Source organism: Mesorhizobium sp. CC13 (genome assembly GCF_039907765.1).
In the GTDB taxonomy this organism is placed as follows: domain Bacteria; phylum Pseudomonadota; class Alphaproteobacteria; order Rhizobiales; family Rhizobiaceae; genus Aminobacter.
Genome location: NZ_JARDJI010000003.1, coordinates 81605 through 104777 on the forward strand (window position 1 = coordinate 81605; position 23173 = coordinate 104777).

At 63.7% G+C, this 23173-nt stretch carries 28 protein-coding genes and 2 pseudogenes; 19 read left to right on the forward strand and 11 right to left on the reverse strand.

The genetic code is table 11. The features are described from left to right. Positions 1-602 precede the first annotated feature (602 nt). Positions 603-1235 (forward strand): tyrosine-type recombinase/integrase, encoded by a 633-nt coding sequence (locus tag PV773_RS06180; RefSeq protein WP_347965499.1) that lies wholly within the window; start codon positions 603-605, stop codon positions 1233-1235. A gap of 235 nt (positions 1236-1470) precedes the next feature. Here PV773_RS06180 and PV773_RS06185 read toward each other — a convergent pair whose 3' ends face one another. The 6 genes from PV773_RS06185 to PV773_RS06210 all read right to left on the reverse strand — a co-directional run bounded on the left by PV773_RS06185 (position 1471) and on the right by PV773_RS06210 (position 3858). Beyond that, positions 1471-2286: a transglutaminase family protein gene (locus tag PV773_RS06185; protein ID WP_347965500.1), complete on the reverse strand. Its 816-nt coding sequence runs from the start codon at positions 2284-2286 to the stop codon at positions 1471-1473. A 10-nt stretch (positions 2287-2296) separates the two neighbouring features. Continuing rightward, positions 2297-2572 (reverse strand): DUF1488 domain-containing protein, encoded by a 276-nt coding sequence (locus tag PV773_RS06190; RefSeq protein ID WP_347965501.1) that lies wholly within the window; start codon positions 2570-2572, stop codon positions 2297-2299. Next, positions 2569-2895 carry a hypothetical protein gene (locus PV773_RS06195; protein WP_315924152.1) on the reverse strand — a complete coding sequence of 109 codons (327 nt, stop codon included), beginning with the start codon at positions 2893-2895 and terminating at the stop codon, positions 2569-2571. The genes PV773_RS06190 and PV773_RS06195 overlap by 4 nt, the downstream gene beginning before the upstream one ends. 2 nt (positions 2896-2897) lie before the next feature. Continuing rightward, positions 2898-3134 carry a hypothetical protein gene (locus PV773_RS06200; RefSeq protein ID WP_315924150.1) on the reverse strand — a complete coding sequence of 79 codons (237 nt, stop codon included), beginning with the start codon at positions 3132-3134 and terminating at the stop codon, positions 2898-2900. A 98-nt stretch (positions 3135-3232) separates the two neighbouring features. After that, positions 3233-3601 (reverse strand): hypothetical protein, encoded by a 369-nt coding sequence (locus tag PV773_RS06205; protein ID WP_347965502.1) that lies wholly within the window; start codon positions 3599-3601, stop codon positions 3233-3235. Beyond that, complete coding sequence (locus PV773_RS06210; RefSeq protein ID WP_347965811.1) at positions 3598-3858, reverse strand: hypothetical protein; 261 nt, start codon at positions 3856-3858, stop codon at positions 3598-3600. Before PV773_RS06210 ends, PV773_RS06205 begins: the two co-directional genes overlap by 4 nt. A 502-nt stretch (positions 3859-4360) precedes the next feature. On the opposite strand from PV773_RS06210, the gene PV773_RS06215 reads away from it, so the two are divergent. The 6 genes and pseudogenes from PV773_RS06215 to PV773_RS06240 all read left to right on the forward strand — a co-directional run. After that, positions 4361-4678: a co-chaperone GroES gene (locus tag PV773_RS06215; RefSeq protein ID WP_315924146.1), complete on the forward strand. Its 318-nt coding sequence runs from the start codon at positions 4361-4363 to the stop codon at positions 4676-4678. 50 nt (positions 4679-4728) lie between these two features. Then, positions 4729-6366 carry a chaperonin GroEL gene (groL, locus tag PV773_RS06220; protein ID WP_347965503.1) on the forward strand — a complete coding sequence of 546 codons (1638 nt, stop codon included), beginning with the start codon at positions 4729-4731 and terminating at the stop codon, positions 6364-6366. A gap of 153 nt (positions 6367-6519) precedes the next feature. Further along, positions 6520-6912 carry a hypothetical protein gene (locus PV773_RS06225; RefSeq protein ID WP_347965504.1) on the forward strand — a complete coding sequence of 131 codons (393 nt, stop codon included), beginning with the start codon at positions 6520-6522 and terminating at the stop codon, positions 6910-6912. An 83-nt stretch (positions 6913-6995) separates the two neighbouring features. Further along, positions 6996-7163, forward strand: coding sequence for a hypothetical protein (locus PV773_RS06230; RefSeq protein ID WP_347965505.1), 168 nt, complete (start codon positions 6996-6998; stop codon positions 7161-7163). Positions 7164-7260: 97 nt separating this feature from the next. Beyond that, a pseudogene (locus PV773_RS06235) lies at positions 7261-7880 on the forward strand (fatty acid desaturase); the annotation flags it as partial. Then, a pseudogene (locus PV773_RS06240) lies at positions 7876-8748 on the forward strand (Glu/Leu/Phe/Val dehydrogenase); the annotation flags it as partial. The pseudogenes PV773_RS06235 and PV773_RS06240, both read left to right, overlap by 5 nt. 369 nt (positions 8749-9117) lie before the next feature. On the opposite strand, the gene PV773_RS06245 reads toward PV773_RS06240, so the two are convergent. Both PV773_RS06245 and PV773_RS06250 read right to left on the reverse strand, forming a co-directional pair. After that, entirely contained in the window at positions 9118-9324 is a 207-nt protein-coding gene (locus PV773_RS06245; protein WP_347965506.1) for a hypothetical protein, read from the reverse strand. A 181-nt stretch (positions 9325-9505) separates the two neighbouring features. Further along, positions 9506-10063: a hypothetical protein gene (locus PV773_RS06250; protein WP_347965507.1), complete on the reverse strand. Its 558-nt coding sequence runs from the start codon at positions 10061-10063 to the stop codon at positions 9506-9508. Positions 10064-10688: 625 nt separating this feature from the next. Here PV773_RS06250 and PV773_RS06255 point away from each other — a divergent pair. Beyond that, positions 10689-10811: a hypothetical protein gene (locus PV773_RS06255; protein WP_347965508.1), complete on the forward strand. Its 123-nt coding sequence runs from the start codon at positions 10689-10691 to the stop codon at positions 10809-10811. A gap of 169 nt (positions 10812-10980) precedes the next feature. On the opposite strand, the gene PV773_RS06260 is transcribed toward PV773_RS06255, so the two are convergent. The 3 genes from PV773_RS06260 to rnk all read right to left on the reverse strand — a co-directional run bounded on the left by PV773_RS06260 (position 10981) and on the right by rnk (position 12513). Beyond that, positions 10981-11169 (reverse strand): DUF1127 domain-containing protein, encoded by a 189-nt coding sequence (locus PV773_RS06260; RefSeq protein WP_347965509.1) that lies wholly within the window; start codon positions 11167-11169, stop codon positions 10981-10983. A 205-nt stretch (positions 11170-11374) separates the two neighbouring features. Next, positions 11375-11914: a nucleoside-diphosphate kinase gene (locus tag PV773_RS06265; RefSeq protein WP_347965510.1), complete on the reverse strand. Its 540-nt coding sequence runs from the start codon at positions 11912-11914 to the stop codon at positions 11375-11377. A 146-nt stretch (positions 11915-12060) separates the two neighbouring features. After that, on the reverse strand, positions 12061-12513 hold the full coding sequence (gene rnk, locus PV773_RS06270) for a nucleoside diphosphate kinase regulator (RefSeq protein WP_347965511.1): 453 nt from the start codon (positions 12511-12513) through the stop codon (positions 12061-12063). A 342-nt stretch (positions 12514-12855) separates the two neighbouring features. Here rnk and PV773_RS06275 point away from each other — a divergent pair, with 342 nt between their 5' ends. The 11 genes from PV773_RS06275 (at position 12856) to PV773_RS06325 (ending at position 23171) form a co-directional block, all read left to right on the forward strand. Then, a complete protein-coding gene (locus PV773_RS06275; protein WP_347965512.1) occupies positions 12856-13455 on the forward strand; it encodes a nitrilase-related carbon-nitrogen hydrolase in 600 nt (199 codons plus the stop codon). A 426-nt stretch (positions 13456-13881) separates the two neighbouring features. After that, positions 13882-14859, forward strand: coding sequence for a P-type conjugative transfer ATPase TrbB (gene trbB / locus PV773_RS06280; protein ID WP_347965513.1), 978 nt, complete (start codon positions 13882-13884; stop codon positions 14857-14859). Beyond that, positions 14856-15188, forward strand: a complete 333-nt coding sequence (locus tag PV773_RS06285; protein WP_347965514.1) for a TrbC/VirB2 family protein — start codon at positions 14856-14858, stop codon at positions 15186-15188. Before trbB ends, PV773_RS06285 begins: the two co-directional genes overlap by 4 nt. Next, complete coding sequence (locus tag PV773_RS06290) at positions 15188-15469, forward strand: VirB3 family type IV secretion system protein (RefSeq protein WP_347965515.1); 282 nt, start codon at positions 15188-15190, stop codon at positions 15467-15469. Before PV773_RS06285 ends, PV773_RS06290 begins: the two co-directional genes overlap by 1 nt. A 10-nt stretch (positions 15470-15479) precedes the next feature. After that, entirely contained in the window at positions 15480-17936 is a 2457-nt protein-coding gene (gene trbE / locus PV773_RS06295) for a conjugal transfer protein TrbE (protein WP_347965516.1), read from the forward strand. Beyond that, positions 17933-18697 carry a P-type conjugative transfer protein TrbJ gene (trbJ, locus tag PV773_RS06300; protein ID WP_347965517.1) on the forward strand — a complete coding sequence of 255 codons (765 nt, stop codon included), beginning with the start codon at positions 17933-17935 and terminating at the stop codon, positions 18695-18697. Before trbE ends, trbJ begins: the two co-directional genes overlap by 4 nt. Positions 18698-18707: 10 nt before the next feature. Then, on the forward strand, positions 18708-18995 hold the full coding sequence (gene trbK-alt / locus PV773_RS06305) for a putative entry exclusion protein TrbK-alt (protein WP_347965518.1): 288 nt from the start codon (positions 18708-18710) through the stop codon (positions 18993-18995). A 3-nt stretch (positions 18996-18998) separates the two neighbouring features. Beyond that, positions 18999-20327 (forward strand): P-type conjugative transfer protein TrbL, encoded by a 1329-nt coding sequence (gene trbL, locus PV773_RS06310; protein ID WP_347965519.1) that lies wholly within the window; start codon positions 18999-19001, stop codon positions 20325-20327. Further along, the gene (gene trbF, locus PV773_RS06315) at positions 20324-21013 is read left to right on the forward strand and encodes a conjugal transfer protein TrbF (RefSeq protein WP_347965520.1); all 690 of its coding nucleotides are present in this window, start codon (positions 20324-20326) and stop codon (positions 21011-21013) included. Before trbL ends, trbF begins: the two co-directional genes overlap by 4 nt. Further along, positions 21010-22017: a P-type conjugative transfer protein TrbG gene (gene trbG / locus PV773_RS06320; RefSeq protein WP_347965521.1), complete on the forward strand. Its 1008-nt coding sequence runs from the start codon at positions 21010-21012 to the stop codon at positions 22015-22017. Before trbF ends, trbG begins: the two co-directional genes overlap by 4 nt. Beyond that, positions 22014-23171 (forward strand): TrbI/VirB10 family protein, encoded by a 1158-nt coding sequence (locus tag PV773_RS06325; protein WP_347965522.1) that lies wholly within the window; start codon positions 22014-22016, stop codon positions 23169-23171. Before trbG ends, PV773_RS06325 begins: the two co-directional genes overlap by 4 nt. Positions 23172-23173: the final 2 nt, after the last annotated feature.

Genomic DNA, 23173 nt, shown 5'->3' on the forward strand with positions numbered 1-23173 from the left:
GCCCTCAACCGACGGTGCCCTAAAAATGGCCGTCGACAATTGACCCTACTCTCTTCGTACTACGTTAGCGAGAAGATTCCGGTGGGGTTCGCCGAGGGCTTCCAATACCTCATCGGTCGCCTCTTCCTCGTCCTTGGGAATTCGAGTGGAAGAGGAAGCAGCTAGGGGGCAAGCCGGAAGGGCAACTCGTCTTTAACGACCTGATCGTGGCGGCAGCCGTCTCGGGGCAGGGAATCGCTTTCACGCTCGAAGACCATGTGAGGCGATACTTGGCCGACGGAACGCTGATTCGAGTGCTGAAGGACGGTGCGAGCGATTCGACAGCTATTATTTGTATTATCCCAGCAGGAGATCACTTTGCCTTCAGCCTAGTTCTAGATGCGCTGCGTCATCGTAGTTGAGGGCTTGCAGCCAGCGTATGACGAGCGGAGCGTGCTGAACGTACGGCAGCTAACGGGACCGCAGGAACGGGTTTGGAATGGCAATGAAAGATCGGTTGCTTAACGACAGCTATCCGCTGGACGCAACCCGGAAATGGCCAGCCCGCAAGCGGCCCCCTCCCTATTTCTTCATTGGCCATCTTGGCCAAAAGGAGAAATGTCATGGGTATCTCAAAATACGATCCGGCCGCCAAAGGTCGGCCAGCCTGGAATGCGGGCAAGCAGGTCGGCGCCAAGCGAGCGCTCAAAGTAAAACAAATTTGGCTGATCCGCTTCTTCTTGGATCGTGAAGGGCGGATGCGCGACCGGGCATTGTTTGACCTCGCGATCGACAGCAAGCTTCGCGGTTGTGACCTCGTCAAAATGAAGATCGGATCGCTTGTCGCCGGCCCGGCGATACGCGCCCGATCAATGGTGATCCAGCAGAAGACTGGCCGGCCCGTCCAGTTCGAGATTACCGCAGACACGAGGGCAAGCCTGCTTGCGTGGCTCGAACGCCGCGGTGGCAGTATCGATGACTACGCGTTCCCGAGTCGGGTCGACCACGAAGGGCACCTGAGCACTCGACAGTACGCGCGATTGGTTGATGAATGGGTTACTGCGATTGGACTGCGTCCCGAGGAATACGGAACACATTCACTCCGTCGTACCAAGGCCGCGTTGATCTACAAGGCTACCGGCAATCTTCGAGCTATTCAGATATTGCTTGGACACACCAAGATCGAAAACACCGTTCGATACCTTGGCGTGGATATCGATGATGCGCTTACGCTCGCCGAGACAACGGAAATCTGATCTGCGCGGCCTCGCTTAACATTGCGGGGCCGCGTTCAGCAACGCGCCCTTAGTGGCGACATTGATAACGCCTTCGCTGGTGCACAAAAGCAGACATTGCCGAAGGCCAAGCTATAGGTCGAGGTTGCACCTTCCCCGGACTCTCTAGCAGAGCGAATCAACATCGGCATTTCGTGCCGGGATGCGCTCCTCCACGTATATCTATCTCCAGAAGGAGGAGGCGACGACATGCGGGCTACGCAGTCAGAGCTGATACCTCATAGGTCCAGACCCGGAACGCCTTCAAGAAATGCGGGCCGAATGAATTGATCAATGGGATGTCGGCGGCATCACGGCCGCGTGCCACCACGATCCTGCCGATCCGCGGTGTGTTGTTGCGCGGATCGAATGTGTACCATTCGCCGTCGAGGAAGACTTCGATCCAGGCACTGAAATCCATCGGGTCGACGGCCGGCACGCCGATGTCGCCGAGATAGCCGTTGACATAGCGGGCGGGAATGTTGAGGCAGCGGCAGAACGCGACGGCAAGGTGGGCGAAGTCGCGACAGACGCCGACGCGCTCGTGATAGGTCTCGAAGGCCGTTCGCGTCGAGCGGGCCTGCATGTAATCGAAGCGGATGTGATTGTGGACGAAGTCGCAGATCGCCTGCACGCGGCCCCATCCCGGAGCAACGGCGCCGAAAATATCCCAGGCGATCTGGCTGAGTCGGTCGGTTTCGCAATAGCGACTGCCCATGAGGTAGACGAGGCTGTCGTCCGGAAGGTCAGGCACCGCTAGTTCACGAGCATTTAGTACCACCTTGTCCAGCCTGCCGTCGTCCTCGATCGTGGCGTCGCCCCATATCGTCAGGTCTCCGGCCGGCGCGACGAGGCGGCGACAACGGTTGCCGAACAGATCGCGATAGGTCGATACCGGTATGTCGGGATTAGTGAATGTCATTTCCGGGGCCCTGATGTCGGCGGCGCGGTCCTCATGGACCGATAGCAGGCAGACCAGGGCCGTGGGCTGCTGGCATGTCAACGTGATCTCATAGCCATAGCGGATCAGCATGGAAAACCGCCTAGCGGAAATCCGCGGCGGTCAGCGTGTAGGAATCGCGGCGGCCGTGCGAATAGGCCTTGCACGCGACATCGTAGATGGTTGTGCGCAAGGCGTCGAAAGCCGACAGGCACCTGGCTTCCAGCGTCCCCGCCTCGCGTCTAGCGGCATCCGACTTCGTCAGCGCACCCGCCTCGATAAAGAAGCGGATCTGGAACATGCCGTCGTGGCCCATGAAGCGCACGGCGTTGCGCGCTTCGTCGAAGCTGCGGCTTGGGTTGGGAAAGGCCAGCGTCATGACCTGCGCTCCGCCGGTTTCGGGATTGTTCTGAAGGGCGAGAGTTCAATGCGTTCCCTGCGGCGCTCGGCGTTGCGAAGGTTGAGACACAACATGCCGCTGGTTGCATCCAGACGGCTCAGGCCGGTCATGGCATCGCCGCCGAAGCGCGCCGGAATGCCGGTAAAGACATGATAGATCGTCCAGGAACGGTCGGCTTCGATACGGCGGCCATATTGATGGTGCATGGAATCCTGACCGGGCGCGCCGCCTTCGTTTTCCCAGACGCTGATCGCGGCTGCAATTCGCTTCCGTTCAGTCTCCTTGAGGTGCTGCATATTCATGATCATTGCCTTCCTTCGTCCACCGCTTCCGAGCCGATGATGCCGCAGTAGTGCATTCTGCCGTTCGGGTCGGTGATCGTCATGGAGTCGGGACGCTGTGGCATGTCGAGGGTCCGCGCCAACAGCCGCGCGGCTGCGATGGCGCCGTCGAGATCGTCGAGTTCCACGGTTTCACGACCGATGACGGCATGTGCATCGTCCGCGTCGCGGGTCCTGTAAAACTCGATCATGATCTTCATCGTTCCTGCCCACTGGTCTCGCCGATCGCGGTTATCAGCCCTTGCCGCGCGAAGCGTTGCTGTTCGCGGCGAGCTTTATTTGTTTACCGAACGTGCTTTCAGGCTTGGGCGGCGCCTTTTCCTGCTTCGGCTTCCTGATTTCGCGATTGCTGCGTTTCTGTCCCTTGGCCATGGCCGAACGTCCTTTCGATGAGGGTTGCGCCTTCGCTGAATTGCGAGGCGCGGGCCGGTTCGAGGCTATCCTGTGTCGTCACCCGCTCATGCCGCTCGCCATCGCTGCGGATGCGGTATTGCGGTGAATCTCCCCTCGGCGGGAGTGTGCCGGTGATGTAGTAGACCTCCGAGGTTTTCGGGAATGTGCCGAAATTGCCGCGCAGGTGAACGGCCTGGCCTACTGCAAAAAGATGGGTTGCAGCGACAGGTCGGATCGGATGGACGCCGGATTGCCGGGCGCTTGCATAAGTCATGGTTGTCTGTCCTTTTCGAGTGCGGCGTCGAGATCCGCCGGATTGATCGGCACCATCTGCTGCGTTAATCCGTGCATTCCGATGCCAGGCAAGTGAATGAAAGCGCCGACACGTCGCCAGCCAAGCAAAGAGGCGCCCTCGATCGCTTCCTCGTCATGGTCGACGTGATAGTCGCCGGCTGGTTGCAGCGTATCGAACTCAGGCAGCCTGAACGGCGCGGAAAAATGGACGACGGTCTGTGTGGTACGGCTGGCCATGGTTGCGATTTCCGCAGGAGCACGCAAAGGCGCCTCCTGCATTGTTCCCATCCGAACCGGAACGATGCCGACGCTGCCAGTACATCCGTGGTCAGCGCCGGCGTTCATTCCGAGGTTCGAACGGAACGACACATGCGCCGGATTGGCGCAATAAAGCCGCTATCGAGAATTCGGTAGTGAATGGCGGGTCTCTGACACCGCTAAAGCCAAATCGGCCAAATCAACGAGCCACGTATATGCGCTTCAATTGAGCTGCGAACAAGGCGCGGAATAATTTTTATTTATGGACACGAATTAAAAATCTCAATTTACGTAAAATAAACAATCGCTTGAAACCAAAATACGGCCCTTGAAAAGTGATAATTTCTGAAAATTATTTCAGATAGTCAGAGAGAATATTTTGAAATACGCAAGAATTAATTTTGGCAATCCTATCAATCGAGTGCCAAACGCCCTATGTTGGTGACGTGGCAGCCCTACGCGCGGCCGCAGAAAGACCCCAATGAAATTCCGGCCACTCCACGACCGCGTCGTCATCCGGCGTGCGGAAGGTGATTTGAAATCCAGAGGCGGGATCATCATTCCCGACACGGCAAAGGAAAAGCCGCAGGAAGGCGAGGTGGTCGCCGCCGGACCTGGTTCTCGGGACGAAAACGGCACCCTGATCCCGCTCGACGTCAAGGCGGGCGACTTCATCCTGTTCGGCAAATGGTCCGGCACCGAGGTCAGGATCGACGGCGAGGACCTCCTGATCATGAAGGAGGCTGACATCATGGGCATCGTCGAAAAGGCCGGAGCCGCCGCCGACAAGGCCGCCTGACCGCGCTCATTCAAGATTGGCCTCATTCAAGAATCGATTGGACAAACATCATGTCTGCCAAGGAAATCAAATTCTCCACCGATGCCCGCGACCGAATGCTGCGCGGTGTCGAACTGCTCAACAATGCCGTCAAGGTGACGCTTGGACCCAAGGGGCGCAACGTCGTCATCGACAAGGCCTATGGCGCTCCGCGCATCACCAAGGATGGCGTCACGGTCGCCAAGGAGATCGAGCTCGCCGACAAGTTCGAGAATATGGGCGCGCAGATGGTGCGCGAGGTGGCCTCCAAGACCAACGATCTTGCCGGCGACGGCACCACGACCGCGACAGTGCTTGCCGCCTCGATCCTGCGCGAAGGCGCCAAGCTTGTCGCCGCCGGCATGAATCCGATGGATTTGAAGCGCGGCATCGACCTCGGCGTCGCCGCCGTCGTCAAGGAAATCCAGGCGCAATCGAAGAAGGTCAAATCGTCCAGTGAGATCGCCCAGGTCGGAACCATCGCAGCCAATGGCGACGCATCGGTCGGTGAAATGATCGCCAAGGCCATGGACAAGGTCGGCAACGAGGGCGTCATCACGGTCGAGGAAGCCAGGACGGCCGAGACCGAACTCGACGTCGTCGAGGGCATGCAGTTCGACCGCGGCTACCTGTCTCCGTATTTCGTGACCAACGCAGAGAAGATGCGCGTCGAGATGGAGGATCCTTACATCCTCATCCACGAGAAGAAGCTCGGCAATCTTCAGGCCCTGCTGCCGATCCTCGAGGCGGTGGTGCAGAGCGGTAAGCCGCTGCTGATCATTTCGGAGGACGTCGAGGGCGAGGCGCTCGCAACGCTGGTCGTCAACAAGCTGCGCGGCGGCCTGAAGGTCGCCGCCGTCAAGGCGCCAGGCTTCGGCGACCGGCGCAAGGCCATGCTGGAAGACATCGCGGTGCTTACCGCCGGCCAGATGATCTCAGAGGACCTCGGTATCAAGTTGGAAAACGTCACATTGGACATGCTTGGGCGGGCCAAGCGCGTCGTGATCGAGAAAGACACGACGACGGTGATCGACGGTGCCGGCGACAAGGCAGGCATTGCCTCGCGCATCACCCAGATCAAGGCGCAGATCGAGGAAACAACCTCGGACTACGACAAGGAGAAGCTGCAGGAGCGGCTGGCCAAGCTAGCCGGCGGCGTCGCGGTGATCCGCGTCGGCGGCGCGACCGAGACCGAAGTCAAGGAGAAGAAGGACCGCATCGACGATGCGCTGAACGCCACGCGCGCGGCGGTCGAGGAAGGCATCGTCCCGGGTGGCGGCGTCGCGCTGTTGCGTGCAAGGACCGCGCTGGCCTCGGTGACAGGCGCCAATGCGGACATCAGCGCCGGTGTCTCGATCGTGCTCAGGGCGCTGGAGGCCCCGATCCGGCAGATCGCCGAGAACGCCGGCGTCGAGGGTTCCATCGTCATCGGCAAGCTCACCGACAGCAAGGATCGCAACCAGGGCTTCGACGCGCAGACGGAAACCTATGTCGACATGATCAGGGCCGGCATCGTCGATCCCGCCAAGGTGGTGCGCACCGCCTTGCAGGATGCCGGCTCGATCGCCGCCCTGCTGATCACGGCGGAAGCGATGATCGCCGATATCCCGGCGAAGGATTCCGCCGCCTCGGCAGCCGGAAACGGCGGCATGGGCGGAATGGGCTACTAGGCGCATCGACAGTCGCGGATGCCAGGGATGGCATCTCCCGATTTCGCATTTCGTTTCAGGCCGTCGCGCCCAAACCGACATGCGAAGGCAGTGCCTCAACCTTCCGCCGGCGGCGGAGGGTAATCGGAACTTCAATCGGAAAGGATTGACACCATGGCCATGCAAAGCACGACAAAACGATCTCTCTTGCGGCGATGGGAAGACTATCAGCCATCGAAGACCATGCTGGTCTGGGCGTGCATCGCGGCGATCGTCGCCACGATGGTCGTCGGCTTCAGTTGGGGTGGCTGGGTGACCGGCGGCACCTCGCAGGCGATGGCCGCGACAGCAGGTGACAACGCGCGGGGAGAACTGGCCTCCGCAATATGCGTCGAACGATTCAACGCGGCACCGGACAAGGCGGCGAAACTCACCGAGTTGAAGGCCCTGACCGACAGCTACACGAAACGCCAGTTCATCGAGGCCGGCGGCTGGGCGACCATGCCCGGACAGACCAGCCCAGACAGGCTGGGCGTCCAGGGCTGCGCCACAGCTCTCGCCGCATAAGCCTTCGAGGCGAGATACCCCTGATCGCCGGGCAGGTTTCCGGCGATCTCTTTCGTCATCCACCAGCAACAGGGGCCCATTCGATGACCGACTCTGTCAAGAAAACCGATCCAAAGCCCGCAACAAAAGAGAACGAACAAAACCGCTTCGAAAACATCCGCAAGGCGGCTGCCGAACGGCGCCGGAAAGCCGACACCGACGGCACACGTCGCCGTGCTCGTCAGACGGCCGAGGATAACCGCCTCCTATGAAAACGGGAATTCGACTGCTCCTACGCACGCCCCCATGGCTTCTGCTTGCCATGCCGTTCCGTACGGCCGTTTCCAAATCGACCGAGGCCTGCCCATTGTGGTTGACCGATGCACCCACCTCCATCTCCCCGCTCCGGGCAGCGAACGGGCCTGGCCCCAGGTTCTCGCCAGCTATCGGGAGCCGCACAGGGGACGCAGCCTGCTTGAACTGACAGTCACCCTTATCCCGTTCGTCGCCCTTTGGACGCTTGCCGCGATAGCGGTGCATGATGGCTTCTGGTGGGGAGTGGCGCTGACTATTCCGGCGGCAGGCTTCCTGCTTCGCCTGTTCATGATCCAGCACGATTGCGGCCATGGTTCCTTCTTCGCCCACCGCAAGGCAGATGACTGGACCGGCCGCGCGATCGGTGTCCTGCCTCGACCATGACGACCAATCTGGCAATCCTGATTCTGGCCCTCGGCCTTATCTGGCTGGTCGGCATCGCGTCGTTCCTGCTTGTGCAGCTGCCTGTCGTGGTGCTGGCCGGGTCAGCGGGCATCTGGCTGTTCTATGTCCAGCATCAGTTCGAGGAAACGCACTGGTCGCAAAAGCCGCAATGGCAGTTCCAGGACGCTGCCCTGCACGGCTCCTCATATTATGAACTGCCCTTTGTCTTGCGATGGCTGACGGCCAACATCGGCATTCATCACGTCCACCATCTTTCGAGCAGGGTCCCGCGCCTACATCCAGGCCTTCGCGCGCATCATCGGTCCCGACCGGGACATCCCCGCGCCGGACGTCTACACGAACTCGATGATCATGGGCTGGATGGCTGACGAGTACGCGCAGATCGTCGGCCAGCACGAACCGGCCGTGATAACGGGCAAGCCGATTTCGCTTGGTGGGTCTCTCGGCCGGGGCGATGCGACCGCGCGCGGCGGTTACTATCTCGTGCGGCATCTGGCATCGGACCTTCAACTCGGGCAGACGATGCGGGTGGCGATCCAGGGCTTCGGGAATGCCGGGCAGCACATCGCGCGCCTGCTTGCCGCGGACGGCCACAAGATCGTCGCCGTGTCGGACTCGGAAGGAGCCGTCCTTTCGTCGGCCGGACTGCATGTCGACCTTCTGCTCGATGTCAAGGCGAACGGAAAGCCTGTCAGCAGCACTGTCGGTACGGGCGGCCACGAGAGGATCGGCCCCGATGAACTCATTGCCGTGGGCTGCGACCTGCTCGTTCCGGCGGCGCTGGAGAACATGATCCATGAAGGCAATGCCGCATCGATCAAAGCCAAGCTCGTGCTCGAGCTTGCCAACGGCCCGGTCACGCCGGAAGCGGACGAAATCCTCGAGAAGCAAGGAACTGTCGTCCTTCCCGACATCCTCGCGAACGCCGGAGGCGTGACCGTTTCCTACTTCGAGTGGGTGCAGAACCGGCAGGGCTTCTACTGGCCCGTCGAGGACATACACGAGCGGCTGCAGACCATCATGGAACGAGAAGGGCGTGAAGTCTGGAACGTCAGCAGGGCCAAGCAGGTGACGATGCGCACCGCCGCCTACGTCCACGCGCTCGGCCGTCTCGCGGAGGCGATCGAGGCGCACGGCATCCGCCCATCCAGCCACCGTGAAGGACGGTCCATCGCGATCGCGCTCATCGCCAGCTCTCCCTCGCTGCCGTGCGGCTCCGGGGCGCAGCGAGAGCCGACAGCCCGGCGATGGAAGGACAAGCCGCGTCTGCCGGGTCACGGAGATGCCGAAGGGCTTCCTCGGCCGATGCCGAACCCCTGAGCTGCCTCAGGACCTGCGGATCGGAGAGCCGCCGGCAGAACCGCGCAAGCGCTGTGAGGAAGTCCGAGGAGCCGTTCCGGGGCCAGATGACGACCAGAACTACATCGACCGACTGGTCGTCCGGCGCGTGGTAAGGGATCGGAGCCTCAAGGACAGCAAGGACCGCGGCGGGTTCCTGCAGTCCGTTCAGCATCGCGTGGGCATGCCGATGCCTTGTCCGATGGAGGTTGCGCCCAGCTTCTCCCGGCCAAGCAAAGCCGCCAGCACGGAAACGACGGACATTCCGCACCTTGAAGCAAGATGTCGGGCCAGAACTTCCAGTAGCAGACGTTTGGCCTGTTCCGAAACGCGCACCAGGACGTCCTGCGGATACAGGAGATCGAGAATTTCCATGAAGGACTCCCCGCCACGGCCGAACGCCGCAGGCGACCGCCCGCGATCGCGGGCGCGAAGATCGAATGAGGTTGCTGAAGCCTGGCGGACCCGGACGCTGAGCCAGGGGTCAGATCGCGTCCGGGTTAGATGCCCGCTTTAAGCAGGCGCGCGCCGTCGAGGCGCACGAAGGCTGGCAGTTTCAGCAGGGGGCGAACCTACCTGTTGCTGCCGACGAAGCAAGCCCTGAAACACGCTCGGTTGGGACTGCAACCAGTGGACGGCCTGTCGGCAGGTCCGGTCTGACGGGCGCCGCGCCGGAGACGAGAGATCGGAACAGGTCGCGAAGTCCGGTGTCCTCGACCGCGAAGGCCGCTTCGGCCGGAGGCATCCAGCGCCGCGTCACTTTCACGTCGTTCGGCCAGCTGACCAGACTGCCCCAGACATGGAGTCCATGGACGGTGACTTCCACTGCCTTGCGGCTGCCGTCTGGCGCAAGCCTCAGGGTGATGTAGCGACCGAGCGGGTCGGAACCGACCCTTCCAGTGACGCCCGCGTCCTGGAAAGCCGCCCGGTCGGCAGATTGAATCCCGGTTCTCGTACCCGAACAGCGGGCTGCCGGGATCCGCCAGCTGCCGTCCCGCCGCGGGCTAAGCAGCAGCACTTCCAGCGTTCCGTCGCCGCTCATGCGCCACGGGAGCGCGGCATGTTCCTTCAGGAGGTTGTCAGAGGCGACGGTGCTGCCGATCAACTGCATCATGGCCGCGCTCCCGTATCCAACGGGACGACGTGCGAAAGGGCAGGCATCCGGAACGGGCCCGGGGAGTGAGGCACAGGCGTGAGGCACCAGGGACACCGGCTTGCGGACAGAGGGAGATTTCGGTTGCAGGGACGGCAGACCAGCCGTGAACGGGGAGTTCTCATCGTACGCTCCATCGATGCGGCGATTGGCGCCGCAGGGGTAGACCGCAGGTTTCGTAGAGATTTCCCGGAGCAGGATCAGGTGCGGAAATCAGGGTGAAGGAGCCTGCTCCGGGGGCGGATGCGTCCGTTCCCGGCAAGCCTCGAAACCTTGATGAAAGTCTCCATGCACATGCGGTCGATATAGCCGTTCGCCAAGCTGTTTACGAGGCGACCTTATGTCGCCCGGCAGGCGGCGTTCCGCGGCAAAGACGGTTTGACTTAGCCTGCTGCCTGGCCAAGATGCGTTCGTGACCATGCCTCTTCAAGCAAGGCTTCCTTTCCGGAAGCGCCCGAAAAACGGCATCTAGCCCTGGCTCGTGCAGCCTCGGGCGACGGGCCAGGGACATTCCTTTCACACCATTGATCAACCGCGCCGCGTGCTGCTAGGCGGCCGTGCGCGCGCCGTCAGGAAGGAAGCCGTCATGGCGAAAAGGAAGGGCAACAAGGAAGCCCGCAAGCCCAAGCAGCAGAAGGAACAAAAGACCGAAGTCGGTTCCGTCTCGGAGCTGATGGCCCGAGCGGCGATGCCGGGCAAGCGGCGATAAGACAGGGCCTGCACGCGGACATTGTGCCGCGTGCAGGCCTTCATCACTGGTGTCAGAGCATCGCGAACGCGATGAGCATCAGGCCCAGCATGCCGGACGCGATGATGACCTTGGTCGTCAAGTCCAATTGGCGATCTCCATTCAATCGAATGACCTGGGCCGGAACCCGCTACTTGTCCCGGAAGAGGCCTTCGACCGCGCGCGGGATGTCGTTGCGCGAAAGGCCGATGTCCCAGAGTTCCCTGTCGTCCAGGGCCTGAAGCTGGTCCATCGCCCTCTGGCGCTGCCATCGCCCGAATCCACGGACGATCATCCGCGCAAAGGCGGATCGGGGGCGAGGATTGTTGTGATCAGACATGTCAGTCTCCGAATATGGCCGGGCCTTGCGCCGCGGTCGGCGGCTGCCCGAAAGCTGGATTTCAGGCGCGCGGAAGCTCCGCCAACGAGCGGACGCGACGCACGCGGCCTACGTTGAAGCCGGCTACCCCGGAGACCGCCGGACAGCTGGTCCCCGGGGTCAATGCCGGATCAGCAACGCTCCTGACCGGGAGAAGCGCGGGCGTTCAGGCGGCCGACGGGCCGGGATCGTCGAAGCCGTCATGGGCGACCGGCACGAGGCGGGGCTGGTCGTAGAACGCTCCCCGGATCACGCGAAGGCTCTGCTTGCCGAAGGCCGGCGTGCTGGGCCGTTCCAGCGCCTCCTTCTCGCGCCTCGCGGCTTCGGGCTGGTAGTGCACCTCATGGAGCACGATCCGCTCCTCCTCGCCGTCGCCGTTGCGGAGAGCGAATTCCTGGCCCTCGGAAAGGCCGAGCAGCGCCAGTCCGCGCGCCGTCGTGATCGGCAGGTACATGCCGATCGGCGAGGTCATCCGGTCATGCGAGATGATGCGCGTGTCGGGATCGCGGCCATCGACGCTGAAGGTCACCCGGCTGCTGAGGGTGGCGACGTTGACGGGGATGTCGTCGCGGAACATCACCGTCGCCGCCTCGATCTTCCGCTTGAGGATCGGCGCGAGCGGATCGTCCTGGCCGAAGCAGCGGTCACGCATCACCTCCAGGATCGTGAAGTCCTTCGTGGTCAGGAAGCAGGTCTCTCTCGTCATAGCTGTTCTCCATCGCTCGGCTTGGAGCGGTTACGTTGCGGCGCACTGGAGAATCCCCTGGGCCGCACGGACGCGGCGCAGGGGCAGCTATCCTGCGATGAGGCGGCCCCCGAAAAGCGAGAGGCGGCAGGGCGGGCGGATTTCGGTCATGACGCGGCGCGCAGTTCGGCAGACGGCGTGGCTGACGCTGCCTGTGAGCCGGGGGCGTCGACGGATTCCACCGTCAGTCGATGGGTGCGTCCGTCGCGCGCGGTCCAGTCGATGGACTGCCCGGCGGCGAGTCCGATCAGCGCGACGCCGATCGGCGTGAGGATCGACACCTTGCCTTCGGCAATGTCCGCCTCACCCGGGAATACGAGCGTCACGCGCCTGTCCTCGCCGAGATCGCTGGTGAAGCGCAGCGAAGAGCCCATGCGGACGACCTCCGCGGCGAGCCGTCCGTCGTCGACGACTTTCGCGCGATCGAGCTCGGCCAGGAGTTCTTCAGCGACGACAGGGTTACGATCGGCGTAGGATTCGGCCAGCCGCCAGAGCCGCTCGCTATCGGTGCGGGTGACGGTGATCGCAGGCTTGCGGTGCTTCTTGTTTGCCTGAGCCATGGTTTTCGGCCCTCTTATGACTGTGGTCCGCGCGCACGTACTCGACGTGGCGCTGGCGCTTGCTGAGATTGAGATGTTTGCCGCTGTTTGAGACTGGCTTCCGCAGCAGCGGGAAATCAGCCTATGCCCCGCGGCCGGGGCGCGACGCGACCTGGCCGGGGGTCAGATGCCCGCGATGGGGCACACCCTGAAGAACGTAAGGAGGTGGCGGTCGGTGCTGCACGTGCCCCAGACGTGGGCCTTCGCGAACGGAAAGTCAAGCCAAGAGAACCGCGCTGACCCGCCGACCGGACGAGCCGGTCAGGCAGCTTTCCAGATCACCCTCACGACAGACCATCTGTCGTGACGATCGGCGCAGACGGCACGATCCTCAACCGCCATCGCAAACTGATGCCAACAAATCCGGAGCGGATGGTGTGGGGATTCGGTGATGCCATGGGGTTGCGGCTCGTGGAGACACCCCTCGGTCGCATCGGCACGCTGATTTGCTGGGAGAGTTACATGCCGCTCGCCCGCTTTGCGCTCTATGCCCAGAACATCGACATCTACGTCGCACCAACATGGGACAGCGGCGAAACCTGGCTTGCGACCTTGAACCACATCGCCCGCGAAGGTGGCTGCTGGGTGCTCAGCACCGCGACAGCCCTGGAAACCGACGACATCCCAGATGAATTTCTCGACCGGGAAAGACTTTTTGCAGAAGGCGTATGGATCAACCCGGGTGACGCGGTGGTCGTGAAGCCCTTCGGCGGCGTCGTTGCCGGCCCGCTGCACAAGGTGAAGAAAATTCTCTACGCCAACATAGATGTTGAGGCGGCCCGCGCCGCACGCAGGTCCCTCGACGTGGCCGGCCACTACGGGCGGCCGGACATCTTTAGACTAGAAATCGACCGGAAACCGAAGCCGGCTGCATATTTTGATGATTGCGCACCGCCATTGTGAGCGTGACAACGAAACGGCCGCTTCTCCTCAGGAAATTCCGCAAGCGGACCGGCCGATCACGGCCCCGCTCAAGCCGGCAATCGGGACCCGAACGAACGGCAAGTTCTGGGTAACGACAGCAGCGAGCCAAATGGCGAGGAATGAGGTCGAAACCGGACGCTGGAAGTCACTGGTGATCGATCCGTGATCCCGGTGGCCAAATTGCAGGCGCTTTGCATCCCGCAGGCATCGAATCAAGAGGCGTCGCAAGACGCTTTCAGCGATGACCCTCCACGGTTCAAGACAGGGCATTACCGCCGTTCTCCTGTATTTGCGCGCCACGTCCCTACTACGATCGAAACTTGTTGAATCGGCCTGATCTGAGGCTCTTTTAGTCATCCCCATTCGGGGAACTGATCGTCGCGTCCCCGCCGAAACGGGGACGATATGTCGGTCACTCATCACAGGCAGGAAGCGATCCAGCGCGGCGCGCGCATGCTGCGCACGGCGCTTGGCTCTGCCATTGCCCGGCTGCTGGAAGAGCCGGCCGTGGTAGAGGTGATGCTGAACCCGGACGGCCGCATCTGGGTGGACCGACTGTCCGAGGGCCTAGCCGACACGGGCGAAACGATGTCGGCCGCCGACGGCGAGCGCATTGTGCGCCTGGTCGCCCATCATGTCGGCGCCGAGGTTCATGCGCGCCGCCCACGTGTCTCGGCCGAGCTGCCCGAAACCGGCGAGCGCTTCGAAGGTCTATTACCGCCTGTCGTCGCCGCACCGGCCTTCGCCATCCGCAAGCCCGCCGTCGCGGTGTTCACGCTCGACGACTATGTGACCGCCTCCATCATGACCGCCGACCAGGCGGCCACGCTTCGCGCGGCGGTCCAGTCGCGTGCCAACATCCTTGTGGCCGGCGGCACCTCGACCGGCAAGACCACGCTCACCAACGCACTGCTCGCCGAAGTAGCAAAAAGCGCGGATCGCGTCGTCATCATCGAGGACACGCGCGAGCTGCAATGCGCCGCCCCCAACCTCGTGGCGATGCGTACCAAGGATGGCGTCGCGTCACTCTCCGATCTGGTCCGGTCTTCGCTGCGCCTGCGCCCGGACCGTATACCCATCGGCGAGGTTCGCGGCGCAGAAGCCCTCGACCTGCTCAAGGCCTGGGGCACGGGGCATCCGGGCGGGATCGGCACCATCCATGCCGGCAGCGCGATTGGCGCGCTTCGTCGGCTCGAGCAGCTCATTCAGGAAGCCGTCGTCACCGTCCCGCGCGCGCTGATCGCCGAGACCATCGATCTCGTCGCCGTGCTGTCCGGCCGCGGCTCAGCACGGCGGCTTGCCGAACTCGCCCGCGTCGATGGCCTCGGCCCAGACGGCGACTACCGCATCGCCACAACCAATCCCGAAGGAGAACCCAAATGATCCAACGCGCCTTGCGCATCCGTCGCCATCTCGCAACGGCCGCCGCGTTCCTGACCGTCAGCGTGATGACGGCGCCGGGCGCCTATGCCTCCGGCTCCTCCATGCCGTGGGAACAGCCCCTCGAAAAAATCCTCCAGTCGGTCGAGGGGCCGGTCGCCAAGATCATTGCGGTCATCATCATCATCGTGACCGGCCTGACGCTGGCCTTTGGCGACACGTCCGGTGGCTTCCGCCGTCTGATCCAGATCGTCTTCGGCCTGTCGATCGCCTTCGCGGCGTCGAGCTTCTTCCTGTCGTTCTTCTCCTTCGGCGGCGGGGCGTTGATCTAATGGCGACGGCCTTCGAACAGCTCGACACCGTGCCGGGATTCTCTGTCCCCGTCCATCGCGCGCTGACCGAGCACATCCTGCTCGGCGGCGCACCGCGTTCCATCGCCATCATGAACGGCACGCTTGCCGGCGCGGTCGGCCTCGGCCTTCGGCTCTGGCTGCTCGGCCTCGTGATCTGGGCGATCGGACACTTCGCGGCGGCGTGGGCAGCGCGGCGCGATCCGCTCTTCGTGGAAGTCGGGCGCAGGCACCTGCGCATCCCCGGCCATCTGGCGGTGTGAGGGCGCGGCCATGATGAACCTTGCCGAATATCGCCGCACGGCTTCGCGCCTCGCCGACTACCTGCCCTGGGTGGCACTCGTCGGCGAAGGCGTCGTCCTCAACAAGGACGGCAGCTTCCAGCGCAGCGCGCGCTTTCGCGGTCCCGACCTTGATTCCGCCGTCGCGGCGGAGCTGGTCGCCGTTGCCGGCCGCATCAACAATGCCTTCCGCCGCCTCGGCTCTGGCTGGGGTATTTTCGTGGAGGCTCAGCGCCACGAGGCCGCAACGTATCCGCAGAGCACGTTCCCCGATCCCGCCTCGGCCATGGTGGATACCGAGCGCAAGGCCGACTTCGAGGAAGCCGGCGCGCATTTCGAATCGAGCTATTTCCTGACCTTCCTGTATCTGCCGCCCGCGGAAGAAGCCGCGCGCACTGAGGCCTGGCTCTATGAGGGGCGTGAACGGTCTGGCGTCGATCCGCATGAGATCCTGCGCGCCTTCACCGACCGCACCGAGCGCGTCCTGGCGCTGCTCGACGGCTTCATGCCGGAATGCGCCTGGCTCGATGACACCGAGACCCTGACCTATCTCCACTCGACTATCTCGACCAACCGGCATCGCGTCCGCGTCCCCGAGACGCCGATCTATCTGGACGCGCTGCTGGTCGACCAGCCGCTGACCGGCGGGCTGGAGCCGCGCCTTGGCGATCAGCATCTGCGCATCCTCACCATTGTCGGCTTCCCGACCGCGACGACGCCCGGCCTGCTCGACGATCTCAACCGCCTGGCGTTTCCGTACCGCTGGTCGACGCGCGCGATGCTCCTCGACAAAACCGACGCCACGCGGCTGCTGACCAAGATCAGGCGGCAGTGGTTCGCCAAGCGCAAGTCGATCGCAGCGATCCTCAAGGAGGTGATGACCAACGAGCAATCCGTGCTCGTGGACACGGATGCCGCCAACAAGGCGGCCGATGCCGACATCGCCTTGCAGGAACTCGGCGCGGATGTCGCCGGCATGGCCTACGTCACCGCCACCATCACTGTCTGGGACGCTGATCCGCGTCTCGCCGATGAGAAGCTGCGGCTGGTCGAGAAGGTCATCCAGGGCCGCGACTTCACCGCCATGATGGAGACGGTGAATGCCGTTGATGCCTGGCTCGGTTCGCTGCCGGGACATGCCTACGCCAACGTCAGGCAGCCACCGATTTCGACCCTCAATCTCGCCCACATGATCCCCCTGAGTGCCGTGTGGGCGGGGCCGGAACGGGACGAGTACTTCGACGCCTCCCCGCTGCTTTACGGCAGAACCGAAGGCTCGACCCCGTTCCGGTTTTCCCTGCATGTCGGCGATGTTGGCCACACCCTCGTCGTCGGCCCGACCGGCAGCGGCAAGAGCGTACTGCTCGCGCTCATGGCCTTACAGTTCCGGCGCTACAGCCAAGCCCAAGTCTTCGCCTTCGACTTCGGCGGCTCGATCCGCGCCGCCGCGCTCGCCATGCAGGGCGATTGGCACGACCTTGGCGGCGGGCTGACCGACGGCTCCGACGCCTCCGTCTCGCTCCAGCCGTTCGCCCGCATCCACGACACCTACGAGCGCGCCTGGGCGGCCGACTGGATCGTCGCGATCCTTCAGCGCGAGCGCGTGCCCGTAACCCCAGAAGCCAAGGAGCACATCTGGACAGCACTTACCTCGCTCGCCTCCGCGCCAGTCGAGGAACGCACCATCACCGGCCTCAGCGTGCTGCTCCAGTCGAATGACCTCAAGCAGGCGTTGCGCCCGTTCTGTGTCGGAGGTGCCTACGGTCGCCTGCTCGACGCCGAGACCGAACAACTTGGCAGTTCGGACGTGCAGGCCTTCGAGATCGAGGGGCTTGTGGGGACGGGCGCTGCGCCCGCCGTGCTCGCCTATCTCTTCCATCGCATCGGCGACCGGCTCGACGGCCGCCCGACGCTGCTCATCATCGACGAAGGCTGGCTTGCGCTGGACGACGAAGGGTTCGCCGGCCAGCTCCGCGAATGGCTGAAGACGCTGCGCAAGAAGAACGCCAGCGTCGTCTTCGCCACGCAGTCGCTCAGCGACATCGACAATTCGGCGATCGCGCCCGCCATCATCGAGAGCTGCCCGACGCGGCTGCTCTTGCCGAATGAGCGGGCGATCGAACCCCAGATCACGGCAATCTACCGCCGCTTCGGCCTCAACGACCGTCAGATCGACATCCTCGCGCGGGCGACGCCCAAACGGGATTATTACTGCCAGTCACGCCGTGGCAATCGCCTGTTCGAGCTCGGCCTTTCCGAAGTCGGCCTGGCGCTCTGCGCAGCATCCGCCAAATCCGACCAGACGCTCATTGCGCAGATCGTCGCCGACCACGGCCGCGAAGGATTCCTCGCCGCCTGGTTCAACGCCCGCGGCGTGAACTGGGCCGTCGATCTCCTCCCCGCTTTCCCAACCCTCATCACCCAACCCGAACAGGAGGTCCAATCATGACCCGTCGTTTCGCCTGCTCGCGCGCCGTTTTCCTGGCCGCAACCATGCTCGCCGCACCGATTGCTCTCGCGCCTGTCCTGACCACGCCGGCACATGCCTGGAGGATCGTCTTCGATCCGTCGAACTACGCGCAGAACGTACTCACGGCCGCGCGCACGCTGGAGCAGATCACGCATCAGATCACATCGCTTCAGAACGAAGCGCAGATGCTCATCAACCAGGCGCGCAATCTTGCAAGCCTGCCGTTCTCGGCTCTCCAGGAAATCCAGCAATCGGTGCTGCGGACGCAGCAGCTTTTGCAGCAGGCCCAAAACATCGCCTTCGACGTGCAGCAGATCGACCAGGCCTTCCAGCAGCAATACGGCAATGTGTCCATGTCGGCGACGGATCAGCAGCTTGTCGCCGACGCTCGCACGCGCTGGCAGAATACCGTCGGCGGATTGCAGGACGCGATGCGCGTGCAGGCTGGCGTCGTCGGCAACATCGACAGCAACCGCGTACAGATGTCCGAACTGGTCGGTCAGAGCCAAGGCGCGGCCGGCGCGCTTCAGGCGACGCAGGCCGGCAACCAGATCCTCGCGCTCCAGTCGCAGCAACTCTCCGATCTTGTCGCGCTGATCTCGGCCAACGGCCGTGCGGACGCACTGACCGAGGCGGAACGCACCGCGGCGGTCGAACAGGGCCGCGAACAGCGGCGTCGGTTCCTCACGCCCGGCAGCGGCTACCAGCCGGGCAATGCTCAAATGTTCAACGGCAACTGAGGACCGTAGGATGGACGGCAAGATGCTGGCCCGGCTGGCCGCTGTCATCTTCGTCGCCGTCGCCATCACGGCGACGCTGATCGAACTGACCCGCAAGGACGAGGACCCGGCATCGGCACCCGGACATCCCGTCCAGCCGAAGCGGGACGCCCTGCGCGAGGGTCAGCGCCGCTGTCAGCAGCTTGGGCAGAAGGCCGCCGAGGATGCCGAATGCCTGCGCATCTGGGCCGAGACCCGCGATCGCTTTCTCGGCCGCAAACCCGCGCCGGCATCACCGTCTGCCAACAAAGGACGGTGACACGTGGGCGGTTCGGGCGTCATCGACAATTTCCTCGGGGTCTTCACCCGCTACATCGATTCGGGCTTCGGCCTGCTCGGCGGCGAGGTCGGCTTCGTCGCCTCGACGCTGATCGTCATCGACGTGACGCTGGTCGCTCTGTTCTGGAGCTGGGGCGCCGACGAGGACATCATCGCGCGGCTAGTCAAGAAGACGCTGTTCGTCGGCGTCTTCGCCTACCTCATCTCAAACTGGAACAACCTCGCGAAGATCGTCTTCGACAGCTTCGCCGGCCTCGGCCTGAAGGCATCTGGCACGGGCTTCACCGCGCAGGACCTCATGCGACCCGGCAAGGTGGCACAGACCGGGCTCGACGCCGCGCGACCGCTGCTGGAATCCATCTCCGACCTGATGGGCTGGGTCGCCTTCTTCGAGAACTTCATCCAGATCGCCTGCCTGCTCTTCGCCTGGGCGCTGGTCATTCTCGCGTTCTTCATCCTGGCGATCCAGCTCTTCGTCACGCTCATCGAGTTCAAGCTGACCACGCTGGCGGGCTTCGTGCTGATTCCGTTCGGCCTGTTCGGCAAGACCGCCTTCATGGCCGAGCGCGTCCTTGGCAACGTCATTTCGTCCGGTATCAAGGTGCTGGTGCTCGCCGTCATCATCGGCATCGGCTCGACGCTTTTCAGCCAGTTCACGCAAGGTTTCGGAGGCGTCACGCCAACAATCGATGACGCCATGGCCGTCGTGCTCGCGGCGCTGTCACTGCTCGGCCTCGGTATCTTCGGTCCCGGCGTCGCATCCGGCCTGGTCAGCGGCGGCCCGCAGCTTGGAGCCGGCGCGGCCGCGGGCACCGGCCTTGCTGTCGGCGGAACCGCGCTTGCCGCCGGCGGTGGTGCGGTTCTGGCCGCGAGGGGCGGCGCCGCTGCCATGCGTGGCGGTGCGACCATCGCCGGCGCGACATCGTCAGCCTACACCCTGGGTTCGATGGGGCAGACGGGTGCTACCGGTGTCGCCTCCGGTCTTAGCGGTGTAGCGCGTGCTGCCGGATCAGCCGCCGTGTCGCCTTTGCGGCGGGCGGCCGCCAGCGTCCAATCGGGCTACGCTCAAGGCGTCCAAGGCGGGTTCAGCGCCACTGGCGGCACGTCCACCCAGGGAACCGTTGGATCTGGGAGCGTTGCCGCGGCGGCCTCCTCTTCGCCCACGGCCGGCTCACCGCCCGCCTGGGCAGAACGCATGCGAGGCAGGGGACATGCCCGCCATGCGGTTCAGGCAACCGCGCATGCCGTCCGCTCCGGTGACAGCCACGGCTCCGGTGCCTCCGTCAATCTCTCCGAAAGTGACAAGCCATGAACCTCTTCAAGCGACCCGCCGCCCATTACGGCAAGACCCCGCAACCCGAAACACCGTATCAGAGGGCCGAACAGGTCTGGGACGAGCGCATCGGCTCCGCCCGCGTGCAGGCGAAGAACTGGCGATACATGGCCTTCGGATCGCTGGCCCTGTCAGCCGGGTTCGCAGCGGCCCTTGTCTGGCAATCGGTACAAGGAACCGTCGTTCCGTGGATTGTCCAGGTGGACAAGCTTGGTCAGGCGCAGGCATTCGAACCGGCGACGGCCGACTATCGGCCGACCGATCCCCAAGTCGCGTGGCATCTGGCACGCTTCATCGAGCAGGTCAGGAGTATTCCGGCCGATCCCGTCATCGTCCGCCAGAACTGGTTGCGCGCCTACGAGTGGGCCACGGATCGAGGTGCTGCGGCGCTCAACGATTACGCCCGCTCGAACGACCCCTTCGTCAAGGTCGGCAAGCAACAGGTCGCCGTTGAGGTCTCCAGCGTCATCCGCGCGTCGGCCGACAGCTTCCGCGTTGCCTGGACGGAACGCCACTACGAGAACGGACAGCTTTCCACGACCGAGCGCTGGACCGCGATCCTGACCATCGTCATCCAGCCGCCGCGCGACGCCGACCGGCTCAAGGCGAATCCGCTCGGCATTTACGTCAACGCCATCAACTGGTCGCGGGAGGTGAGCCAATGAACCGGTCGATCATCCGTACTTCCGGAAAGCCTCTTTTCCGTATCGCCGTCATTCCGGGTTTCCGTAAATCCGCCATTCCGGTTCTGCTGCTTTCCGGGATTGCGCTCGCCGGCTGCGCCACGCCGCAGAAGCCGCCCCAGATCAGCTACGACGCCGACGTCCCGCCACTGCCGGCCGTGCCCGCGGTCGTCACCGACGACCGGCCCAAGGCGCTGCACATCCCGCCGGCCTGGGTGCCCGCCAAGGGCGGCACGCCAGCCAGCACGCCGGTCGGCCGTGTCGAGAGCGCCAACGCCGCGGCACGCGTCCAGCCACGCCGCGATGGCTACTACAACGCTATCCAGATCTATCCCTGGTCGGAAGGTGCGCTCTATCAGGTCTATGCCGCGCCAGGGCAGATCACCGACATCGCGCTGGAGCCGGGCGAAAGCCTGACCGGCGCCGGTCCGATCGCCGCCGGCGACACGGCACGCTGGATCATCGGCGATACCGAATCCGGTTCCGGTGTGATGCGTCGCGTCCATGTCCTGGTAAAACCCTCGCGCCCGGACATCACCACCAACCTGGTCATCACCACGAACCGCCGAACGTACATGCTCGAGCTACGCTCCGGGCCGAAACCCTATATGCCCGCCGTCGCATGGGCCTATCCGCGCTCGGCGACCGCGAACGGGCAAAGCATCCCGGCCACGCCGGTCATCCCGATCGTCGCCGCGCGCAACTATCGCTATGGCCTGACTGGCGACAATCCGCCCTGGAAGCCAGTTTCCGTCTACGACGACGGCAGGCGCGTCTATGTCGAGTTCCCGCGCGGAATCGTCCAGGGCGAGATGCCGCCGATCTTCGTGATCGGACCGGAGGGTGAGGCGCAGATCGCCAACACCCGCATCTACCGCAACATTCTGATTGTCGACCGCCTCTTTGGAGCGGCCGAGTTGCGCCTTGGCAGCGGCAAGCAGCAGCAAACCGTCAGAATCGTGCGTACGGATGGGAGGCCTTCATGAGCGACAACACCGATACGAACGCTGCCGCTCCTATGCGTCTTCGCGCCGAGCCGCCGCGTGTCACGCGTCTGTCCCGCAAGGTGCTGGCGGGCATCGCTGTGGTTGGAGGCCTCGGTATCGGCGGCGCATTGATTTATGCGCTCCAGACGCGGACATCCGGCGATGACAGCAAGGAGCTCTATTCCACCAGCAACCGTCAGCCGGCCGACGGTCTTGCCGGCCTGCCGCGTGACTATACCGGCCCGGTACTCGGCCCACCGCTGCCCGGCGATCTCGGCCGGCCAATCCTCGATGCGCAGAACAAGGGGCAGCCTGTCGTTCCCCCGACCATCACGACGCCCACGGTCGATGAGGCCGAGCAACGGCGGCGAGCCGAGGAAGAGGCCGCCCGAACAAGCAAGGTGTTCTTCCAGACCGCGCCGGGCGCATCGACAGTTGGCGCACTGTCGGGAGGTTCAACCCTGCCGAATCTCGCCGGTCTCGACCTGACGGGTCAGCCCGGCCAGCAGACCGCACAGGACAAGCAACTCGCCTTCCTCAACGCGGCCGTCGATCGCCGCACCACGTCGTCGGATCGCGTCGTGGCGCCCGCCTCGCCCTTTATCCTTCAGGCAGGCGCTGTCATTCCGGCCGCGCTCATCACCGGCATCCGCTCCGATCTACCGGGCCAGATCACCGCCCAGGTCACCGAGAACATCTACGACAGCCCGACAGGCCGCATCCTGCTCGTGCCGCAAGGCACGCGCGTCATCGGGCAGTATGACAACAATGTGCAGTTCGGTCAGCGCCGCGTGCTGCTCGTCTGGAACCGGCTCATCCTGCCCAACGGTCGCTCGATCGTGCTGGAACGCCAGCCCGGGGCGGATACGCAAGGCTATGCCGGGCTCGAGGATGGCGTCGACTACCATTGGTGGGATCTGGCAAAGGCGGCCGGTCTCTCCACTCTTCTGGCCATAGGGTCCGAGCTGGCCGTAAGCGACGAGGAGCGTCTGGTTCGCGCTATCCGTGATGGGGCGCAGGACACCATCAATGACGCCGGCCAGCAGATCATCCAACGCCAGTTGCTGGTCACGCCGACCCTGACCATCCGGCCGGGATTCCCGGTCAGGATCATCGTCACGCGAGACTTGATATTCGAGCCGTACAGGGGATGACC

Bases quoted from the DNA above. Each gene is read 5' to 3' on its own strand.
- PV773_RS06180 (WP_347965499.1), top strand. From the start codon at position 603: ATGGGTATCTCAAAATACGATCCGGCCGCCAAAGGTCGGCCAGCCTGG.
- PV773_RS06185 (WP_347965500.1), bottom strand. From the start codon at position 2,286: ATGCTGATCCGCTATGGCTATGAGATCACGTTGACATGCCAGCAGCCC.
- PV773_RS06190 (WP_347965501.1), bottom strand. From the start codon at position 2,572: ATGACGCTGGCCTTTCCCAACCCAAGCCGCAGCTTCGACGAAGCGCGC.
- PV773_RS06195 (WP_315924152.1), bottom strand. From the start codon at position 2,895: ATGAATATGCAGCACCTCAAGGAGACTGAACGGAAGCGAATTGCAGCC.
- PV773_RS06200 (WP_315924150.1), bottom strand. From the start codon at position 3,134: ATGAAGATCATGATCGAGTTTTACAGGACCCGCGACGCGGACGATGCA.
- PV773_RS06205 (WP_347965502.1), bottom strand. From the start codon at position 3,601: ATGACTTATGCAAGCGCCCGGCAATCCGGCGTCCATCCGATCCGACCT.
- PV773_RS06210 (WP_347965811.1), bottom strand. From the start codon at position 3,858: ATGGCCAGCCGTACCACACAGACCGTCGTCCATTTTTCCGCGCCGTTC.
- PV773_RS06215 (WP_315924146.1), top strand. From the start codon at position 4,361: ATGAAATTCCGGCCACTCCACGACCGCGTCGTCATCCGGCGTGCGGAA.
- groL (WP_347965503.1), top strand. From the start codon at position 4,729: ATGTCTGCCAAGGAAATCAAATTCTCCACCGATGCCCGCGACCGAATG.
- PV773_RS06225 (WP_347965504.1), top strand. From the start codon at position 6,520: ATGGCCATGCAAAGCACGACAAAACGATCTCTCTTGCGGCGATGGGAA.
- PV773_RS06230 (WP_347965505.1), top strand. From the start codon at position 6,996: ATGACCGACTCTGTCAAGAAAACCGATCCAAAGCCCGCAACAAAAGAG.
- PV773_RS06245 (WP_347965506.1), bottom strand. From the start codon at position 9,324: ATGGAAATTCTCGATCTCCTGTATCCGCAGGACGTCCTGGTGCGCGTT.
- PV773_RS06250 (WP_347965507.1), bottom strand. From the start codon at position 10,063: ATGATGCAGTTGATCGGCAGCACCGTCGCCTCTGACAACCTCCTGAAG.
- PV773_RS06255 (WP_347965508.1), top strand. From the start codon at position 10,689: ATGGCGAAAAGGAAGGGCAACAAGGAAGCCCGCAAGCCCAAGCAGCAG.
- PV773_RS06260 (WP_347965509.1), bottom strand. From the start codon at position 11,169: ATGTCTGATCACAACAATCCTCGCCCCCGATCCGCCTTTGCGCGGATG.
- PV773_RS06265 (WP_347965510.1), bottom strand. From the start codon at position 11,914: ATGACGAGAGAGACCTGCTTCCTGACCACGAAGGACTTCACGATCCTG.
- rnk (WP_347965511.1), bottom strand. From the start codon at position 12,513: ATGGCTCAGGCAAACAAGAAGCACCGCAAGCCTGCGATCACCGTCACC.
- trbB (WP_347965513.1), top strand. From the start codon at position 13,882: ATGTCGGTCACTCATCACAGGCAGGAAGCGATCCAGCGCGGCGCGCGC.
- PV773_RS06285 (WP_347965514.1), top strand. From the start codon at position 14,856: ATGATCCAACGCGCCTTGCGCATCCGTCGCCATCTCGCAACGGCCGCC.
- PV773_RS06290 (WP_347965515.1), top strand. From the start codon at position 15,188: ATGGCGACGGCCTTCGAACAGCTCGACACCGTGCCGGGATTCTCTGTC.
- trbE (WP_347965516.1), top strand. From the start codon at position 15,480: ATGATGAACCTTGCCGAATATCGCCGCACGGCTTCGCGCCTCGCCGAC.
- trbJ (WP_347965517.1), top strand. From the start codon at position 17,933: ATGACCCGTCGTTTCGCCTGCTCGCGCGCCGTTTTCCTGGCCGCAACC.
- trbK-alt (WP_347965518.1), top strand. From the start codon at position 18,708: ATGGACGGCAAGATGCTGGCCCGGCTGGCCGCTGTCATCTTCGTCGCC.
- trbF (WP_347965520.1), top strand. From the start codon at position 20,324: ATGAACCTCTTCAAGCGACCCGCCGCCCATTACGGCAAGACCCCGCAA.
- trbG (WP_347965521.1), top strand. From the start codon at position 21,010: ATGAACCGGTCGATCATCCGTACTTCCGGAAAGCCTCTTTTCCGTATC.
- PV773_RS06325 (WP_347965522.1), top strand. From the start codon at position 22,014: ATGAGCGACAACACCGATACGAACGCTGCCGCTCCTATGCGTCTTCGC.